The following is a 16,261-nucleotide window of genomic DNA, read 5'->3' as shown; positions in this document are numbered from 1 at the left end:
CGATTCCCCGCCCCACCGCGGGATCACTCACCGGCGGCAGACTCCTTGACCGACTCGATCAGCGCGTACGACGCCTGGGCGGCGACTTCCGGACCACCTGACCGGATCGCCGCCACCAGCGCGTGGTGCGCGTCGCGAACGCGCGGGTCCTCCGGGATCGTCGCCGTCCGGTGGATCGAGTCGGTCAGCACCTCGGCCACCGCGTCGTACAGGCGCAGCAGCAGCGGGTTGCCGCTCGCCTCGACGATGCCACGATGGAAGGCGGCGTCGGCGGCGACGTAGGCATCCAGGTCGCCCGCCTCATGCGCCGTACGGCGTGCGTCGAGTGCGCCGTCCAGAGCGGCGAGCCCCGCGGCCGCAGGTTGCTGGGCAGCCAGCCGAGCGGCGGCCGCCTCGATGCCCGCGCGGGCGTCGAGCACATGGGTCAGGGTCGCCGACAGTTCGTCGCGGACGAGCACACCGCTGATCTCGTTGGTCGCGCGCACGTAGGTGCCGTCACCGACGCGCGGCTCCAGCAAGCCGGTGAGGCTCAGCGACCGCAGCGCCTCCCGCACCGTTCCGCGGCTCACGCCGAGGTCGGCGGCGAGCTGGTTCTCGCCCGGGATCTTGGCGCCCACCGGCCAGGAGCCGGACTCGATCAGCCCCCGGAACTGCTCCGCGACCTGCAGCACCAACGGGGCCTGACGTACTGGTCCGCTCAACGACATGGTTACAGTGTAAATGTCGGACATTTACTGATCCAGGAACGAGGGCGTGGCGTGGCAGCGGTATCCGAGAGCTCACCAGCCGCCACTCGCCGACGGGGAGCGCTGATCGCGGCCTCGGTGTTCCTGGTGGCCCTGTGCCTGCGGCCCGCCCTCACCGCGGTCGGCCCGCTGCTCCCCCAGCTCGGCGCCGACGAAGGACTCGGCGAAAGCGCGCTCGGCCTGCTCGGCGCCCTGCCACTGATCGCCTTCGGACTCGCCTCGCCGCTGGTCCACCGGCTCTCCGGGCGCTTCGGGATGGAACGCGCGGTGTTCTGGTCCCTGCTCGTGCTGGCTGTCGGCAGCGTCGTCCGGTCCTACACCGGGCACGTCGGCCTGTGGCTCGGCACAGTCGTAATCGGTGCCTCGATCGCGGTCGGCAACGTGCTCGTGCCCGTGCTGATCAAGCGGGACTACGCCGGTCACGTCTCCCGCGCGACCGGTGTCTACACCGCCTTCATCACCGGCGGCGCGGCGATCGCTTCCGCCGTCGCCGTACCGGTCGCGGCCGGATCGGACTGGCGACTCGCGCTGGCGATCTGGGGTGGCCTCGCCCTGATCGTTGCCGTCATCCGCCTTCCGGCCGGCCGGGCGGCTGCCACAGTGGCGCCAGAGGCAACGACCGGCCCGCCACTGGTCAGTGTGTGGCGTCAGCCGATGGCGTGGCTGGTCACCTTCTACATGGGCCTGCAGTCGACCAGCTTCTACGTGCTGGTCACCTGGCTGCCCACGATCGAGATCTCCACCGGCGTCTCGGAGCGGACCGCCGGGATCCACCTGTTCCTCTTCCAGTGCTTCGGCCTGATCGGCGGCCTGAGCATCCCCCGGCTGATGAAGAACCCGAGCACCCAGCGGGCGGGGGCGATCACGGCCAGCGTGCCGATCGCCATCGCTCTGCTCGGCCTGCTGCTCGCACCGGGCCTGGTCGTCGTCTGGGCCGTCGTCGCCGGGCTGGGTCAGGGAGCCGCGCTCGTCGCAGCACTCTCCCTGATCAGCATCCGTGGCCGCACCCATCACGAGACGACCCAGCTGTCCGGCATGGCCCAGTCCATCGGCTACCTGCTGGCCGCCACCGGCCCGGCCCTCGCCGGCTACCTGACCGAGCAGACCGGCGAGTGGACCGCCAGCCTGACCGTGTTCATCGCCCTCGCCGTCGTCCAGGTCTGCGTCGGCGCCGCCGCTGCCCGTGACACCAGCACCGCGGCCTAGGACAGAGTGACCACCGTGCCGGTGGTGCGGGCCTGTTCCGCGGCCCAGACGACGCGGTGGGTGGCGAGACTGGTGCCCGCGTCGCTGGAGAGCAGCGCCGGGTCGCCGGTCAGGACCGCCCGCAAGAAGGTTGCCGTCAGCTCCTGATCTCCGCCGCCGTGCCCGTCGCCGTCGGCGTCCGGCACGGCGATGAGTTCCTCGTCGCCGGTCCGGAAGTCCACCAGGCGAATCGTCTGGCCGTCGCCGTCCAGGAAACCGTGGGTACCGAGCAGCCGGGTCCGGCGATGCTCCATCGGCGTGAAGGCGCTCATCGTGAACGAGCAGGTGCCGCCGTCGGGGAACTCCATGTTCACCACCTGGTGGTCGACCACGTCGTTGTCGCAGGCATACACACACCGGCCGTACGGGCCGTTCCGCAACGCTTCCAGTACGCCGGTCTCGGTGTGATCCTCCGTCACCGCGCTCAGCGGCCAGAAGTGCTGGTCGGGATCGGCCAGACAGTCGAGGTACAAGCGCTTCGCGGAGTACGGGCAGGTCGGCTCCAGCGGGCAGTCGAGGCACCGCGACGCGGCGCCGGCCGGCCGCTCGCTCGCCTTGAAGTGACTCAGGCTGCCGAACGAACTGACCCGGGCCGGTACGGCGTCGAACAGGTGCACCAGCCAGTCGATGTCGTGACACGCCTTGGTCAGCAACATCGGCGCCGACGTGTCCGACCGGCGCCAGTGCCCGCGGACGAACGAGTGCGCCTGATGCCACCAGCCCACCGGTTCGAGGTGCTGCACGTTGACCAGCCGCCCGATCCGGCCCGAGTCGAGCAGGTCCTTGAGAATCCGCGTGTACGGCGTGTACCTCAGCACGTGGCAGACGGCCAGGATGATGTTGTTGCGCTCGGCCGCGCTCGCGATCGCGCCCGCCTCCACCTCGGTGGTGGCCATCGGCTTCTCCAGCAGCAGGTGGTAGCCGAGATCGGCCATCCGGACCGCGGGAGCGGTGTGCAACCGGTCCTGGGTGGCGATGATCGCGGCGTCGGCCAGCCGCCCGGCATCCGCGAGCTCCCCCCAGTCGGCGTACAGCCGATCGGCCGGTACGCCGAACTCGTGGCCGAGCGCCGAGCGGCGGCCCTGATCGGGTTCGGCGATCGCGGTCACCCGCGCCGCGCCGGAGTCGACCGCCGACCGCGCGTAGAGCTGACCACGCAGTCCCCCGCCGACCAGGGCTAGAGTCACGCTAGTCATGGATTCCTTTCCTTTACTTATTAAGGAGTCCATCATTATTGACACCGATGGTGCGAAACCTCAAGGGGGCGGCGATGACCGAGGAACCGAGTGGGGGCGACCTGTCCCGGCTGCGGCAGCTGAACGCGATGGCAGTCATGCGGGCGCTGCGTGACGACAAGCCGCTGACGCTCACCGAGCTGGCCAAGCGCACCCGCCTGTCCCGCGCCTCGACCGAGGACGTGACCAGGGAGCTGATCGACCGGGGCTGGGTCGCCGAGGTCGAACCGGCCGCCGGCGGCGTCGGCCGGCCCGCCCGGCGCTACCGCTTCCGCGCCGACGCCGGCCGGGTGCTCGGCGTGGACATCGGTGGACACACCATCCGCGCCCTGGTCACCGACCTCGACGGCGAGGTCGTGCACTCCACCAGCGTCCAGGTGACTCCCGAGCTCGGCCGCCGGGAGCGGCTGGCAACTTTGGACAAGTGCGTTTCCGCGGCACTCAGTGGCGCGAAGGTCGCGCCGGCCCAGATCTGGTCGACGGGCGTCGCCACCACGGGTCTGGTCGACGGCACCGGGCGGGTGATGCTGTCCGACTCGCTGACGGAGTGGACCGGCGTCGACCTCGCCGGGCACCTGCGCCGGCTCGTTCCCGCGCCCACCCGGGTCGAGAACGACAGCAAGCTGGCCGCGCTGGCGGAGTCCTGGCGTGGAGTCGCCCGGTACGCCAAGGACGTGGTCTTCCTGCTGGCCGGGGTGCGGACCGGTACCGGCCTGATCATCGACGGCAAGCTGCATCGCGGTTTCGGCAACGCCGCCGGTGAGCTCGGCGCGCTGCCGGTGATCGGCTGGCAGAAGGCCCCTGAGCACCTGCGCGCCTGGTCCGGCGGCCAGGACGAGTTCGAGGACCTCTTCCAGGCGGCCCGCGACGGCGACCGCGGCGCCGTCAAGGTCATCCGCCGGTACACCCGCGACATCGCCATCGGGGTCTCCGCCCTGGTCCTGACCCTGGATCCGGAACTGGTGGTGATCGGCGGCGGCTTCTCCCGCTCCGCCGACGTGCTGGTCCGGCCGCTCCGCACGGAGCTGGATCGCTGGTGCCTGCGCACCCCGGAGATCCGGATCTCGACCTTCGGCGACGAAGGCGTGGTGCTCGGCGCGGTCCGGCTGGCGCTCGAACAGGTCGAGACGAGCATGTTCGAGGGCGCTGACCCCTTGACATAATTTCAATGGACTCCATGATTAGTCCCAATCACCCGGGATGTGTCTGGAGGACCCACGATGCGGATGTCGAAGAGGCTGAGCGCCGTACTGATCGGAACGCTGCTCGCCGTTTCAGCCTGTTCGGGAGGCGACGGCGGCAAGACCGCCGCGGCCGACCCGAACGCCAAGGTGACGCTGTCGTACGGCGTCTGGGACGCCAACCAGAAGCCGGTGATGGAGTCGCTGGCGGCCGAGTTCACCAAGACCCACCCCAACATCAGCGTCCAGGTCCAGCTCACCCCGTGGGCCGACTACTGGACCAAGCTGAAGGCGGCGGCCACCGGCGGCGCGGCGCCGGACGTCTTCTGGATGAACGGGCCGAACTTCCAGCTCTACGCCTCCAACAAGGTGATCACTCCGATGCCGGGTGAGGCGGACCTGTCGGTCTATCCGAAACCGCTGACCGAGCTCTACACCTTCGAGGGCAAGCCGTACGGGCTGCCGAAGGACATGGACACCGTCGGCGTCTGGTACAACAAGGCGCTCTTCGACGCGAAGAAGGTGCCCTACCCCAAGGACGACTGGACCTGGGCCGACTTCAAGGACACGGTGGCGAAGCTGACCGATCCGGCCAAGGGCGTCTACGGCACCGCCGCCCAGCTGGGCAGCTTCCAGGAGTACCAGTACGACACCATCGCCCAGGCCGGCGGCTACGTGATCTCCCCGGACGGCAAGAAGTCCGGGTACGACGACCCGAAGACGATCGCCGGCCTGACGTTCTGGACCGACCTGATCAGGAACAAGCAGTCGCCGGACCTGAAGACGATGACCGACACCACCCCGTTGCAGCTGTTCGAGGCCGGCAAGATCGCGATGTACTGGGGTGGCTCCTGGAACGTCTCGGAGTTCTCCGCGAACGCCTACACCAAGGGCAAGGTGGACGTCGCTCCGCTGCCCCGCGGCGAGAAGCAGGCCACCGTCATCCACGGCGTCGCGAACGTCGTCTCGACCAAGACCGAGCACCCCGACCAGGCCTGGGAGTTCGTCAAGTACCTCGGGTCGAAGGAAGCGGCCGAGATCCTCGGCAAGAAGGGCCCGATCCCGGCGTACAACGGCACTCAGACCGCCTGGGTGCAGGCGCACCCGGAACTGAAGCTGCAGACCTTCCTGGACTCGGTCAGCTACGCCGTGCCGTTCCCGGTCTCCAAGAACACCGCGGCCTGGAACGAGGCCGAGCTGACCCATCTCACCAAGGCGTGGACCGGCGAGGTCTCCACCGAGAAGGCCGCCACCGACCTGGCCCAGGCGATGAACGCCCTGCTCGCCAAGGAGTGACGTGGCGCAGCGCGGACGAGTCAAAGAAGCCCTGTGGGGGTACGCGTTCATCGCTCCCACCGGGCTGGGGATCGCGATCTTCTACCTCTGGCCGGTACTGCAGACGGCGTACTTCTCGCTGACCGAGTGGGGTGCGTTCGGCGGCCACACCTGGACCGGGCTGGACAACTACCGGCGGCTGGCCAGTGATCCGGAGGTGGGCCGGTCGCTGGTCAACACGCTGACCTACACCGGCCTCGGCCTGGTCAGCATCCCGCTGGCGATCGGCTTCGCCGTGCTGCTCAACCGCAAGGGGATGCGGTTCGTCGGCCTGTACCGGACCCTGTTCTTCCTCCCCGTCATCACCATGCCGGTCGCCATCGCGATGGTCTGGCGCTGGCTCTACAACGGCGACTACGGACTGATCAACTACCTGCTGTCGCTGATCGGCATCGACGGGCCGAACTGGGTCGCCGACCCCGCGACCGCGCTGTACGCGCTGGTCGTGGTCGGTGTCTGGGCCAGCGTCGGCTACAACCTGATCATCTTCCTGGCCGGTCTGCAGGCGATCCCGAAGGAGTACTACGAGGCGGCCGAGATCGACGGCGCGGGGCCGGCCCGCCAGTTCTTCCACGTCACCCTGCCGCTGCTGTCGCCGACCGCCTTCTTCGTCTCGGTCGTGTCGGTGATCGGGTCGCTGCAGCTGTTCGACCTGGTCTACGTGATGGCCGGATCCGGCGCCGCCGCCCGCGCCAACCCGGCGTTCCCGCGGCTGCAGACCGTCGTCCAGTTGTTCTACGACCGCGCGTTCGTCACCAACGACCGGGGGTACGCCGCCGCCATCGTGATGATGCTGCTGCTGCTGATCGTGGTTCTGACCGCCGTGCAGTTCAGGTTCCAGAAGAGGTGGGTGCACTATGCGTAGGAACCTCGGAGTGCACACGATCCTGATCGCCTCGGCGCTGGCGATGGTGGCGCCGTTCGTCTGGCAGGTCATCACGTCGCTCAAGACGTTGAGCAGTGCGACCAGTGTCCCGCCGTCGCTGTTGCCCGAAGGGCGATGGGACAACTACAGCAGGGTCTTCGACGTCATCCCGTTCGGCCACCAGTTCCTCAACACCGTGCTGATGGCGGGACTGCGGACGATCGGGCAGGTGCTGTTCTGCTCGATGGCGGCCTACGCCTTCGCCCGGCTGCGGTTCCCCGGCCGCAACGTGCTGTTCGGCGTCCTGCTGTCGGTGCTGATGGTGCCGCCGCAGCTGTTCATCATTCCGCAGTACCAGATCATGTCGTCGCTCGGCTGGCTCAACTCCCTGCAGGCACTGGTGGTTCCGGGCCTGTTCAGCGCGTTCGGCGTCTTCCTGCTCCGTCAGTTCTTCCTCGGGCTGCCCCGGGAACTCGAGGAGGCCGCGGCGATCGACGGCGCCGGACCGGTCCGGATCTACTGGTCCATCGTGCTTCCGCTGGCCCGGCCGGGACTGATCGCGCTGTCCCTGCTGGTGCTGCTGTGGTCCTGGAACGACCTGTTCTGGCCGCTGGTGGTCAACACCGATCCCGACAAGATGACGCTGTCGGCCGGACTCGCTTCCCTGCAAGGGCAGTTCCAGACCGACTACCCCGTCCTGATGGCCGGCTCGCTGCTCGCGTCACTGCCGATCATCGCCATCTTCACCGTGCTGCAACGCCAGTTCATCCAAGGCATCGCGACCACCGGCACCAAAGGCTGACCCCTATCCGCCCCTGGGAGGAACCCGCCATGAGATCTGCCCGACGCCCACGCTCGTTGCTGAAACTGCTCGCCGGTGCCGTCACCGGCAGCCTGCTCGCCCTGCTCGTCGCCGCCGCCCCCGCCTACGCCGCCATCAGCGGCCAGTCGGCGACGAACACCGCGACCACCGTCACGTACAAGTTCAACTACACCGGAGCGCCGGCGTTCGCGCGGGTCTACGTCGACACCGACCGCAACGCCGGGACCGGATTCGCGCAGAGCGGTGTCGGTGCCAACTACCTGCTGGAGAACGGCAACCTCTACAGCCACAACGGGGGCGGCTGGAGCTGGACGCTCGTCGGAGCGGTCACTTTCTCCGCCAGTGGCGGGGTCGCGCAGTGGACCGTGAACCGGTCCAGCCTCGGTGAGACCGCCACGCCGAACGATGCCGACCTGATCTTCCAGGTCGAGACTCCGCTGGAGACCTCCGCGAAGTACACCCACACCTACAGTGGCGGGGGCGGCGGCGGCTCCAGCGACGTCACCTACACGGCGTCGACCGACAACTTCGCCAACCCCGAGCGCGGGCTTTACCACCACACCGGCGACTGCGACAAGAACGACTTCTCGCTGGCGACCCTGCAGAGCTACCGTACGAGTCAGGGCATCTCGCTGGTGATGTGCGTCTTCTACCTCGCGGAGTTCAGGAACTCGGCGATCTCCCAGGCGGCGCTGGACCAGTTCCAGCAGCAGGCCGCGACGGTTCGCGCGGCCGGACTCAAGATGATCCTGCGCTTCGCCTACACCACCTCCACAGCCGGCGACGACGCGCCGCCGGCCCGGGTGCAGTCCCACCTCGATCAGCTGGCGCCGTACCTGAGCAGCAACAAGGACGTCATCGCGGTCATGCAGTCAGGTTTCATCGGCGCCTGGGGTGAGTGGTACTACACCCAGAACTTCGGCAACGCCGGGGTGATCAGCGCGACCGACTGGGCCAACCGCAAGCTCGTCGTCGACAAGATCCTCAGCGTGCTGCCCTCGGACCGGATGGTCCAGCTCCGGACGCCGAAGATCAAGCGAACCATGTACGGCACCACGGCGGTCACCTCCGGCCAGGCCTACAACGGCTCGTGGCTGTCCCGCCTGGGTCACCACAACGACTGCTTCCTCGCCGGCCCGGACGACTTCGGCACCTACGAGAACACCGCGGTCGAGTATCCCTACCTCCAGGCCGAGACCACCTACACCGCGATGGGCGGCGAGACCTGCGCGTCGAACCCGCCGCGATCGTCCTGCCCGACGGCGCTGAGTGAGCTCGGGCAGTTCCACTGGTCCTACCTGAACACCGACTACGAGCCGACCGTGCTCAACTCGTGGAACAGCGGCGGTTGCCTGGCCGACGTCACCAAGCGTCTCGGCTACCGCTTCACCCTGCAGACCGCCACTCTGCCGACCACCGCCACCCGCGGCGGCGCGCTGCCGGTGACGATCAACCTGCGCAACGACGGTTTCGCCACCCCGTACAACCCGCATCCGGTCGAACTCGTCCTGCGCAACACCTCCACCGGCGCGATCCAGAAGCTCGCGCTGACCACCGACCCGCGCCGCTGGACGGCCGGTTCGGCCACCACGATCTCGCAGACGGTCACCGTCCCCGCGGGTCTGCCGACCGGGTCCTACGCCCTGCTTCTCAACCTGCCCGACCCGCAGCTGTCCAGTCGCCCCGAGTACTCCGTGCGCTTCGCCAACCAGTCCACCTGGGAAGCCTCGACCGGTCTGAACTCGCTCCTGCGCACCATCACCGTCAGCTAGTTCCAAGGAGACCACCGTGAAACGGCTTCTCGCCTCCATCGCCCTACTGGGCCTGGTCGTACCGACCCAGGCCGCCGTTGCCACCGGCAACAAACCGACGAGCACCCGCACCTACACCGCCTCGGATGCCGTGATCGCCAACCCCGAGCGCGGCTTCTACCACCACACCGAGACGCACTACCGCGCCGACGGCACCGGCTACACGCCGCTCGACCGGACCACCCTGACCAACTACCGCACCAGTGAGAACATCACCCAGATCCTCCGGGTCTTCTACCTGGAGAAGTTCGCCGGCCAGGACAAGCTCGACCGGGCCTACCTGGACCAGGTTCGCGCCGACTTCAGGACCATCCGCGCCTCCGGCGTGAAGGCGATCGTCCGGTTCGCCTACGCGCTGCCCGGGGCCGGCTGGCCACCGCCCACCCCGTACGGCGACGCACCGGTGGCCCGGGTGCTCAAGCACATCGACCAGCTGAAGCCGATCCTGCGCGAGAACGCCGACGTCATCGAGGTGATGCAGCAGGGCTTCATCGGGTTGTGGGGCGAGGGCTACTACACCGACCACTTCTCCGACCCCGCCGACCCGAGCATCGTCACCGACCAGAACTGGGCCGACCGCAAGGCCGTCACCGACGCGCTGCTGCGGGCGCTCCCCCGCGACCGGATGATCCAGGTCCGGACGCCGTACATGAAGCAGCGCACCTACGGCGTACCGACCGGTGCGGCCGGCGGACTCGATGCCGCGCAGGCGTACAACGGTTCGGTGCCGGCCCGGATCGGGCACCACAACGACTGCTTCCTGGCCAGCCCGGACGACTTCGGCACCTATCTCAGCAACCCGATCCAGCTCGACAAGGACTTCGTCGCGCAGGAGAGCAAGTACCTGCCGCAGGGCGGCGAGACCTGCGCCGTGAACTCACCCCGCTCGGACTGGCCCGAGGCCTCCGCCGAGATGGCCGAGCAGCACTGGTCGTATCTCAACACCGACTACAACAAGGACGTTCTCGGCAGCTGGGGCGACAACATCACCACCGCCCAGAAGCAGCTCGGCTACCGCTTCACCCTGACCAGGGGGACCTTCACCAAGAACACCCGGCCGCGCGGCGACGTCTCGATCAGCCTGGATCTCCGCAACGACGGCTGGGCCGCGCCGTACAACCCGCGGCAGGTGCAGCTGATCTTCCAGGGTGACCGGCGCAGTTACGTCGTACCGCTGAAGACTGACCCGAGGCACTGGGCTCCGGGTACGACCACCACCCTCAAGCAGAAGGTGCGCGGGCCGGCCGTCCCGGGCAAGTACAAGCTGCTGCTGAAGATCGCCGACCCCCGGCTGGCCAGTCGTCCCGAGTACTCGGGACAGCTGGCCAATCAGGGCACTTGGCAGCCCACCACCGGCACCAACGATCTCGGCCACACCGTGACCGTCAGCACCAGATAGGACGATCGGCAGGGCCGCCGGGGACCGGCTCGAACCCGACCTCCTCGTCCGGTACTGCGTTGCCGTGCTCATCCAGGAAGCCGACAGTGACCAGGCCTCCGGTGCGGGTGTTGCGGCGCAGTACCGTCGGGCCCTCTTCACGAGGCTCGTGCACGTCGCCCCACTGCTGCAGGGCGGCGAGCACGAGCTTGAGGTCCATACCCGCGGGCGTCAGGTGGTACGACGATCGCGTGCGCTCCCCCTCGGGGCGGTACTCGCGCTTCTCCAGCACACCGGCGTCGACCAACGCGGCCAGCCGGTTGGTGAGGATGTTCGGCGCGATACCGAGAGCGTCGCGGAACTCGGCAAAGCGGGTGCGGCCCCGGTGCGCGTCGCGAAGGATCAGCAGGGACCAGCGATCGCCGACGACCTCCAGGGTTCTGGCGATCGAGCAGGTCGGCCGGGCGTCACTTGTCGCAGTACTCATCGCACCTCCTCGACCAACGTACTGGCGCCCCGGACCGCGAGGTACCGCGCCACCGCGAAGGTGAGCAGCGCGAGTACGCCGATGGCCAGAACGCCCACCAGCAAAGCGGTTCCGAGCCCGGAGGCGGTGGCGATCAGGCCGAGCGTCAAAGCGACCACGCCCTGGCCGACACATGCCACCAGATAGACGGCAGCGACGGTGCCGCCGCGGTGACGAGCCGGCGCGTGGGTGGTGATGAGACCGAGACCGCCGGAGAAGAGCAGCCCGTAGGGGACGGATGCTCTTCGCGACCTACCGGTCGTGAGCCCGGTCACAGGCCTCCCGATATCCCTGACCCTCAGCGGGTCAGGCTGAGCCGGGCCGGCCGACGCATACTCGATCCATGACCGGTAGCGGGGATCTCGGAGACTTCCTGAAGACGCGACGGGGGCAGTTGCGCCCCGAAGCTGCGGGGATCAAGACGTACGACGAACGGCGGCGGGTGCCCGGTCTGCGCCGCGAGGAGGTCGCCTTGTTGGCCGGGATCAGCGTTCCGTACTACACCCGGCTGGAGCAGGGGCAGTCGCACCGGGCATCGCCCGAGATCCTGGACGCCATCGCCCGGGCGCTGTCCCTGACCGAGGCCGAGCGGATCCACCTCCATGCGCTGGCCGACGCTCAGCAGCGGCGGCCGTCACAGCGCCGGCGCGCTCCCGAGCGCATCACCGAGGCGACCATCGCGCTGCTGGACGCCTTGGGAGCGGCGCCCGCGATCGTGCTCGGGCGTAGTACGGAGGTGTTGGCGTGGAACCGGCAAGGCCACGCCCTGTACGCCGGTCACCTGGCCTTCGACGCGCCACAGCAGCCGGCCACGCGACCCAACATGGCCAGGCTGGTCTTCCTCGACGCGCACACCCGTGAGCTGTACTCCGGCTGGCCGGCGAAGGCGCGCGCGGTGGTCGGGAACCTGCGGATCGCGGTCGCCCGGAACCCCGGCGATCCACTGCTGCTGGGGCTGATCGGCGACCTGACCGTCAACAGTCCCGAGTTCGCCAAGCTGTGGGCAGACCATCGCATCAAGACCTGCCATGTCACCGACTACGAGATGCGCCATCCGCTGGTGGGCACCTTGACCGTTACCCAGCAGACGCTGCAAAGCCCGTCGCAGCCTGATCAGTTCATCGTCGTCTCCACGGCATCGCCGGGGTCGCCGTCAAAGGTCGCGCTCGACCTGCTCACCCAAGCGACTACACCGGCCGAGGCACACCAGCCGGCCTGACACCACGCACGAACCACGGCAGGACCGCACTGGTCGTTGCCGCTGACAAGCACGCCTCCAACCAAGGGGAATTCATGCACAAGTCATTCGCAGCCGCAGCGCTGGCCACCGCGAGCCTCGCGGTGGTCGGCCTGCAACCGGCGTCAGCCGCCGTCTCCTCCCCCACTGGCTCCTCCCCCACCATCTCAGCCGCCGCTGTCGCATCCCGGGCCCGTGTCGTGACACACTTCGACCTGGCCTCCGGTCAGCAGCCGGAGAACGTCGCGCTCGCCCCCGGCGGCTTCGCGTACGTGACCTTCGCAGTCGGGCGTCAGGTCGCCCGCATCGCTCCCGACGGCACCATGCGCATCCTGGCGACGATGCCCGCTCCCGCCGACGGTGGCAGCAACACCCCGGTGCTCGGCTTCCCGCTGACTTCTGGGATCGTCCGTGACAGCCACGGCACGCTCTACTTCCTCTACGCCACCGGTACGGCGGACCTGACGGGCGTCTGGCGGTTGCGTCCGGGCGGTACTCCCCAACGCATCGCCGCGCTGCCGGCCACCGGCGTACCGAATGGGCTGGCACTCGACGAGCGCAGCGGCAACCTCTACATCGCCGACTCCGTCCTCGGCATGATCTGGCGGGTGCCGAAGTCCGGTGGCCCAGCGAAAGCCTGGTCGACCGCTCCTGAGTTGGCCTCGACCGGCTTCCTCGGCGCCAATGGTCTGAAGCTCCGGGGTGGAGCCGTCTGGGTGACCAATCTCGACCAGGGCACCATGCTGCGGATCCCGGTCGACCGGCGCGGTGGTGCCGGTCAGCTCCAGACTCGGGCCACCGGCCTGACCGGTATCGACGACTTCGCGTTCACCGGTCGCGGCGACCAGTTCCTGGCTGCTCTCAACGGGCCGAACACTGTCGTCCTGGTCCGCTCCGACGGGACCAGCAAGACCGTGCTGACCGCGGCCGACGGTCTGCAGAACCCGACCTCGGTCGCGGTCCGTGGCAGTACGGCGTACGTGTTCAGCGCCGCCTATCTCACCCAGCAGGACCCGAACCTCCTGCGGGCACGCCTCGACCGGTGGTAGTTGTGCGGGAGTGACCCAGGTGCAAACCTGACCTGGTGGCCAGAGGAGAGCGGGAACTGCGGGGCCGTCAGCAGGAGTTCGCTGCCCTGACCGGGTTGGTCGACGCGGCGCGGACCGGACGCAGCGGCGTACTGGTGCTCCGGGGTGAGGCCGGCGTCGGCAAGTCGGCGTTGCTCGAGTCGTTGGTGGCCCGGAGCAACCATTGTCAGGTGGCCCGGGCCGCCGGGATCGAGTCCGAGATGGAGCTGGTCTACTCAGGCCTGCAGCAACTCGTGCACCCGTTCCTCGACCGGCTCGACCGGCTGCCGGCTCCGCAGCGCGATGCTCTCGGTACGGCGTTCGGCCTGGTGTCCGGTCCCGCGCCCGACCGGTTCCTGGTCGGCCTGGCCGTGCTCAGCCTGCTGTCCGAAGCGGCCGGTCAGGAGCGTCCGGTGCTCTGTGTCGTCGACGACGCGCAGTGGCTGGACCGGATGTCGGCCCAGGTGCTCGCCTTCGTCTCCCGCCGGCTGGAGGCCGAGTCGGTGGTGATGGTCTTCGCCGTCCGCGACGGCGTGGAGCACCAGCTGACCGGGCTCACCGAACTGGAGGTCCGCGGCCTGGACGACGAGGACGCCCGGGCCCTGCTCGACTCGGTGCTCCCCGGCCCGACCGACCCGCGCATCCGCGAGCGGATCCTGGCCGAGACCCGCGGCAATCCGCTGGCGCTGCTCGAGCTGCCCCAGGCCTGGACGACGGCCGAGCTGGCGGACGGCGTCAGTTCCGGTTCGCTGGCCGGCAAGATCGAGGAGAGCTTCGCCCGGCGGCTCGAACCACTGCCGGCCGACACCCGGCTGCTGCTGCTCATCGCCGCCGCCGAGCCACTCGGCGACGCGACCCTGCTCTGGCGCGCGGCCGAAGAGCTCGGGCTGGCCGCGGATCCCGCGGCGCCGGCGGTCGAGTCGGGTCTGATCAGCTTCGGTCAGCACATCCGGTTCCGGCATCCGCTGGTGCGCACGGCGGCGTACCGGACGGCCTCGCCGCAGGAGCGGCAGGCCGCGCACCGGGCGCTCGCGACCGTCACCGATCCCGAGGTCGACCCGGACCGGCGCGCGTGGCATCGCGGCCAGGCGACCGATCGGCCCGACGAGGCGATCGCCGCCGACCTCGAGCGCTCTGCTTTGCGGTCCAGAGCGCGCGGAGGCAACGTCGCCGCCGCCGTGTTCTTCGAGCGTTCCGCCGCACTGACCCCGGAGCCGCACCGGCGGGCCGAGCGAGTACTGGCCGCCGCCTCGGCCAGGCGCAGTTCCGGCGGGTTGCGCGAGGCCTTGACGCTGCTCGGCAGCGCTGCCGCCGGGCCACCGAACCCCTTGCGCGCGGCCGAGATCGAGCGGTTGCGGGGCAGGATCGCCTTCGATCAAGGGCGTGCGGGTGAGGCCGCCCGTTATTTGCTCAGTGCCGCCGAACAGCTGGAGCCGCTCGACCTGGTCCAGTCGCGGGAGACGTACCTCGAGGCGTTGTCGGCCGCGATGTGGTCGACCGGGTCTGAGGCGCCCGGTCTCCTGCTGGAGACGGCGACCGCGGTACCGGCCGCCGACGACTCGGATCGGCCTGCTGATCTGCTGCTGCACGCGCTCGCGATGCGCTTCACTCGCGGCTATCCGGCCGCCGCGCCGTACCTGACCAAGGCACTGGACGCGGCCGTGCGCACGGAGGTGAGCGCCGCCGACGTCGGCGACTGGCTCTGGCTCGCCGGGAACCGCGTCGCTGGGGTCGTCGCGATCGAGGTGTGGGACATCGCGACCGGCCTGGAGCTGGCCGTCCGGCAGGCTCGGCTGGCCCGCGAGACCGGGTCGCTCGTGCAACTGCAGTTCGCGCTCAACTTCCGCGCCAACCTGCTCTGCGAGACCGGTGACCTGGCCACCGTGGCCACGCTGGTCGAGGAGGACCGGCGGATCGCCGAAGCAACCGGGAACGCGCGGATCGCGTACGGCGCCATGCTGCTCGAAGCGTTCCGGGGCAACGAGGCGACCGCGACCCAGCTGATCGACGCCACCATCCGGGAAGCGACCGCCCAGGACCAGGGCCGGATGGCAGCCTTCGCGACGTACGCGAGCTCGGTGCTGCACAACGGCCTCGGCCGGTACGACGTGGCGGTGGAGGCCGCCCGCCGGGTGTTCGAGCAGGACATCGCCGGGTACGGCGTCCTGGTGATCGGCGAGCTGACCGAAGCGGCGTCGAGGACGGGTGACACCGCACTGATCGAGACCACGCTGGCCTGGCTCAACGAACGCACTGCCGTCGTACCGACCGACTGGGGACTGGGCCTGGCTGCCCGCGCCCGCGCGCTGCTGAACTCCGACGAGACCGCCTACCGCGAGTCGCTCGACCACCTGAGCCGCACCGGTCTCCGGGTCGAGGTCGCCCGCGGCCATCTCCTGTACGGCGAATGGCTGCGCCGCGAGGGCCGCCGGGTCGATGCCCGCGAGCAGCTCCGCGTCGCCCATGACCTGCTGAGCGAGATGGGACTCGGCGGTTTCGCCGAGCGGGCCCGGCACGAACTGCTCGCCACCGGCGAGACGGTCCGCAAGCGCAGCCCGGAGACGGCGAACGACCTGACCGCCCAGGAGGCGCAGATCGCCGGGCTGGCCCAGGACGGACTGACCAACCCGGAGATCGCCGCGCAGCTGTTCATCAGCCACCGAACGGTGGAGTGGCACCTGCGCAAGGCGTACTCCAAGCTCGGCATCACGTCCCGCCGCCAGCTCCGCGGCGCGCTGGCCCGCTCCCCTGCCTGACCGGCCGGGACCAGGGGGTTCCACGGGCGCGACGACTGCGGCCGGCCGCCACGATG

14 protein-coding genes are annotated in these 16,261 nt (G+C 69.4%); 10 read left to right on the top strand and 4 right to left on the bottom strand.

Going from position 1 to position 16,261, the window contains the following annotated elements:
• Window positions 1–23 precede the first annotated feature (23 nt).
• The gene (locus tag OX958_RS15585) at window positions 24–707 is read right to left on the bottom strand and encodes a FadR/GntR family transcriptional regulator (protein ID WP_270138404.1); all 684 of its coding nucleotides are present in this window, start codon (window positions 705–707) and stop codon (window positions 24–26) included.
• Between the two features lie 51 nt (window positions 708–758).
• Between OX958_RS15585 and OX958_RS15580 the strand changes: the two genes are divergently transcribed.
• Complete coding sequence (locus OX958_RS15580; RefSeq protein ID WP_270138403.1) at window positions 759–1,952, top strand: MFS transporter; 1,194 nt, start codon at window positions 759–761, stop codon at window positions 1,950–1,952.
• On the opposite strand, the gene OX958_RS15575 is transcribed toward OX958_RS15580, so the two are convergent.
• Window positions 1,949–3,187: a Gfo/Idh/MocA family protein gene (locus OX958_RS15575; protein WP_270138402.1), complete on the bottom strand. Its 1,239-nt coding sequence runs from the start codon at window positions 3,185–3,187 to the stop codon at window positions 1,949–1,951. The genes OX958_RS15580 and OX958_RS15575 overlap by 4 nt on opposite strands.
• A 74-nt stretch (window positions 3,188–3,261) precedes the next feature.
• Between OX958_RS15575 and OX958_RS15570 the strand changes: the two genes are divergently transcribed.
• The 6 genes from OX958_RS15570 to OX958_RS15545 all read left to right on the top strand — a co-directional run bounded on the left by OX958_RS15570 (window position 3,262) and on the right by OX958_RS15545 (window position 10,640).
• Complete coding sequence (locus OX958_RS15570; RefSeq protein WP_270138401.1) at window positions 3,262–4,389, top strand: ROK family transcriptional regulator; 1,128 nt, start codon at window positions 3,262–3,264, stop codon at window positions 4,387–4,389.
• 63 nt (window positions 4,390–4,452) lie between these two features.
• Complete coding sequence (locus tag OX958_RS15565) at window positions 4,453–5,703, top strand: ABC transporter substrate-binding protein (RefSeq protein ID WP_270138400.1); 1,251 nt, start codon at window positions 4,453–4,455, stop codon at window positions 5,701–5,703.
• A 1-nt stretch (window position 5,704) separates the two neighbouring features.
• Entirely contained in the window at window positions 5,705–6,607 is a 903-nt protein-coding gene (locus tag OX958_RS15560; RefSeq protein ID WP_270138399.1) for a carbohydrate ABC transporter permease, read from the top strand.
• Complete coding sequence (locus tag OX958_RS15555; protein WP_270138398.1) at window positions 6,600–7,409, top strand: carbohydrate ABC transporter permease; 810 nt, start codon at window positions 6,600–6,602, stop codon at window positions 7,407–7,409. The genes OX958_RS15560 and OX958_RS15555 overlap by 8 nt, the downstream gene beginning before the upstream one ends.
• A gap of 29 nt (window positions 7,410–7,438) precedes the next feature.
• Window positions 7,439–9,202, top strand: coding sequence for a DUF4832 domain-containing protein (locus OX958_RS15550; protein ID WP_270138397.1), 1,764 nt, complete (start codon window positions 7,439–7,441; stop codon window positions 9,200–9,202).
• A 16-nt stretch (window positions 9,203–9,218) separates the two neighbouring features.
• Window positions 9,219–10,640 (top strand): DUF4832 domain-containing protein, encoded by a 1,422-nt coding sequence (locus tag OX958_RS15545; protein ID WP_270138396.1) that lies wholly within the window; start codon window positions 9,219–9,221, stop codon window positions 10,638–10,640.
• On the opposite strand, the gene OX958_RS15540 is transcribed toward OX958_RS15545, so the two are convergent.
• A complete protein-coding gene (locus OX958_RS15540) occupies window positions 10,627–11,106 on the bottom strand; it encodes a winged helix-turn-helix transcriptional regulator (protein ID WP_270138395.1) in 480 nt (159 codons plus the stop codon). The genes OX958_RS15545 and OX958_RS15540 overlap by 14 nt on opposite strands.
• Window positions 11,103–11,420 carry a hypothetical protein gene (locus OX958_RS15535; protein WP_270138394.1) on the bottom strand — a complete coding sequence of 106 codons (318 nt, stop codon included), beginning with the start codon at window positions 11,418–11,420 and terminating at the stop codon, window positions 11,103–11,105. Before OX958_RS15535 ends, OX958_RS15540 begins: the two co-directional genes overlap by 4 nt.
• Window positions 11,421–11,488: 68 nt before the next feature.
• Here OX958_RS15535 and OX958_RS15530 point away from each other — a divergent pair, with 68 nt between their 5' ends.
• The 3 genes from OX958_RS15530 to OX958_RS15520 all read left to right on the top strand — a co-directional run bounded on the left by OX958_RS15530 (window position 11,489) and on the right by OX958_RS15520 (window position 16,205).
• Complete coding sequence (locus OX958_RS15530) at window positions 11,489–12,364, top strand: helix-turn-helix domain-containing protein (protein ID WP_270138393.1); 876 nt, start codon at window positions 11,489–11,491, stop codon at window positions 12,362–12,364.
• A 74-nt stretch (window positions 12,365–12,438) separates the two neighbouring features.
• A complete protein-coding gene (locus OX958_RS15525; RefSeq protein ID WP_270138392.1) occupies window positions 12,439–13,431 on the top strand; it encodes a hypothetical protein in 993 nt (330 codons plus the stop codon).
• A gap of 35 nt (window positions 13,432–13,466) precedes the next feature.
• Entirely contained in the window at window positions 13,467–16,205 is a 2,739-nt protein-coding gene (locus tag OX958_RS15520) for a helix-turn-helix transcriptional regulator (protein ID WP_270138391.1), read from the top strand.
• Window positions 16,206–16,261 lie beyond the last annotated feature (56 nt).

Source organism: Kribbella sp. CA-293567 (assembly GCF_027627575.1).
In the GTDB taxonomy this organism is placed as follows: domain Bacteria; phylum Actinomycetota; class Actinomycetes; order Propionibacteriales; family Kribbellaceae; genus Kribbella.
This window is presented reverse-complemented; position numbering and strand designations above follow the sequence as displayed.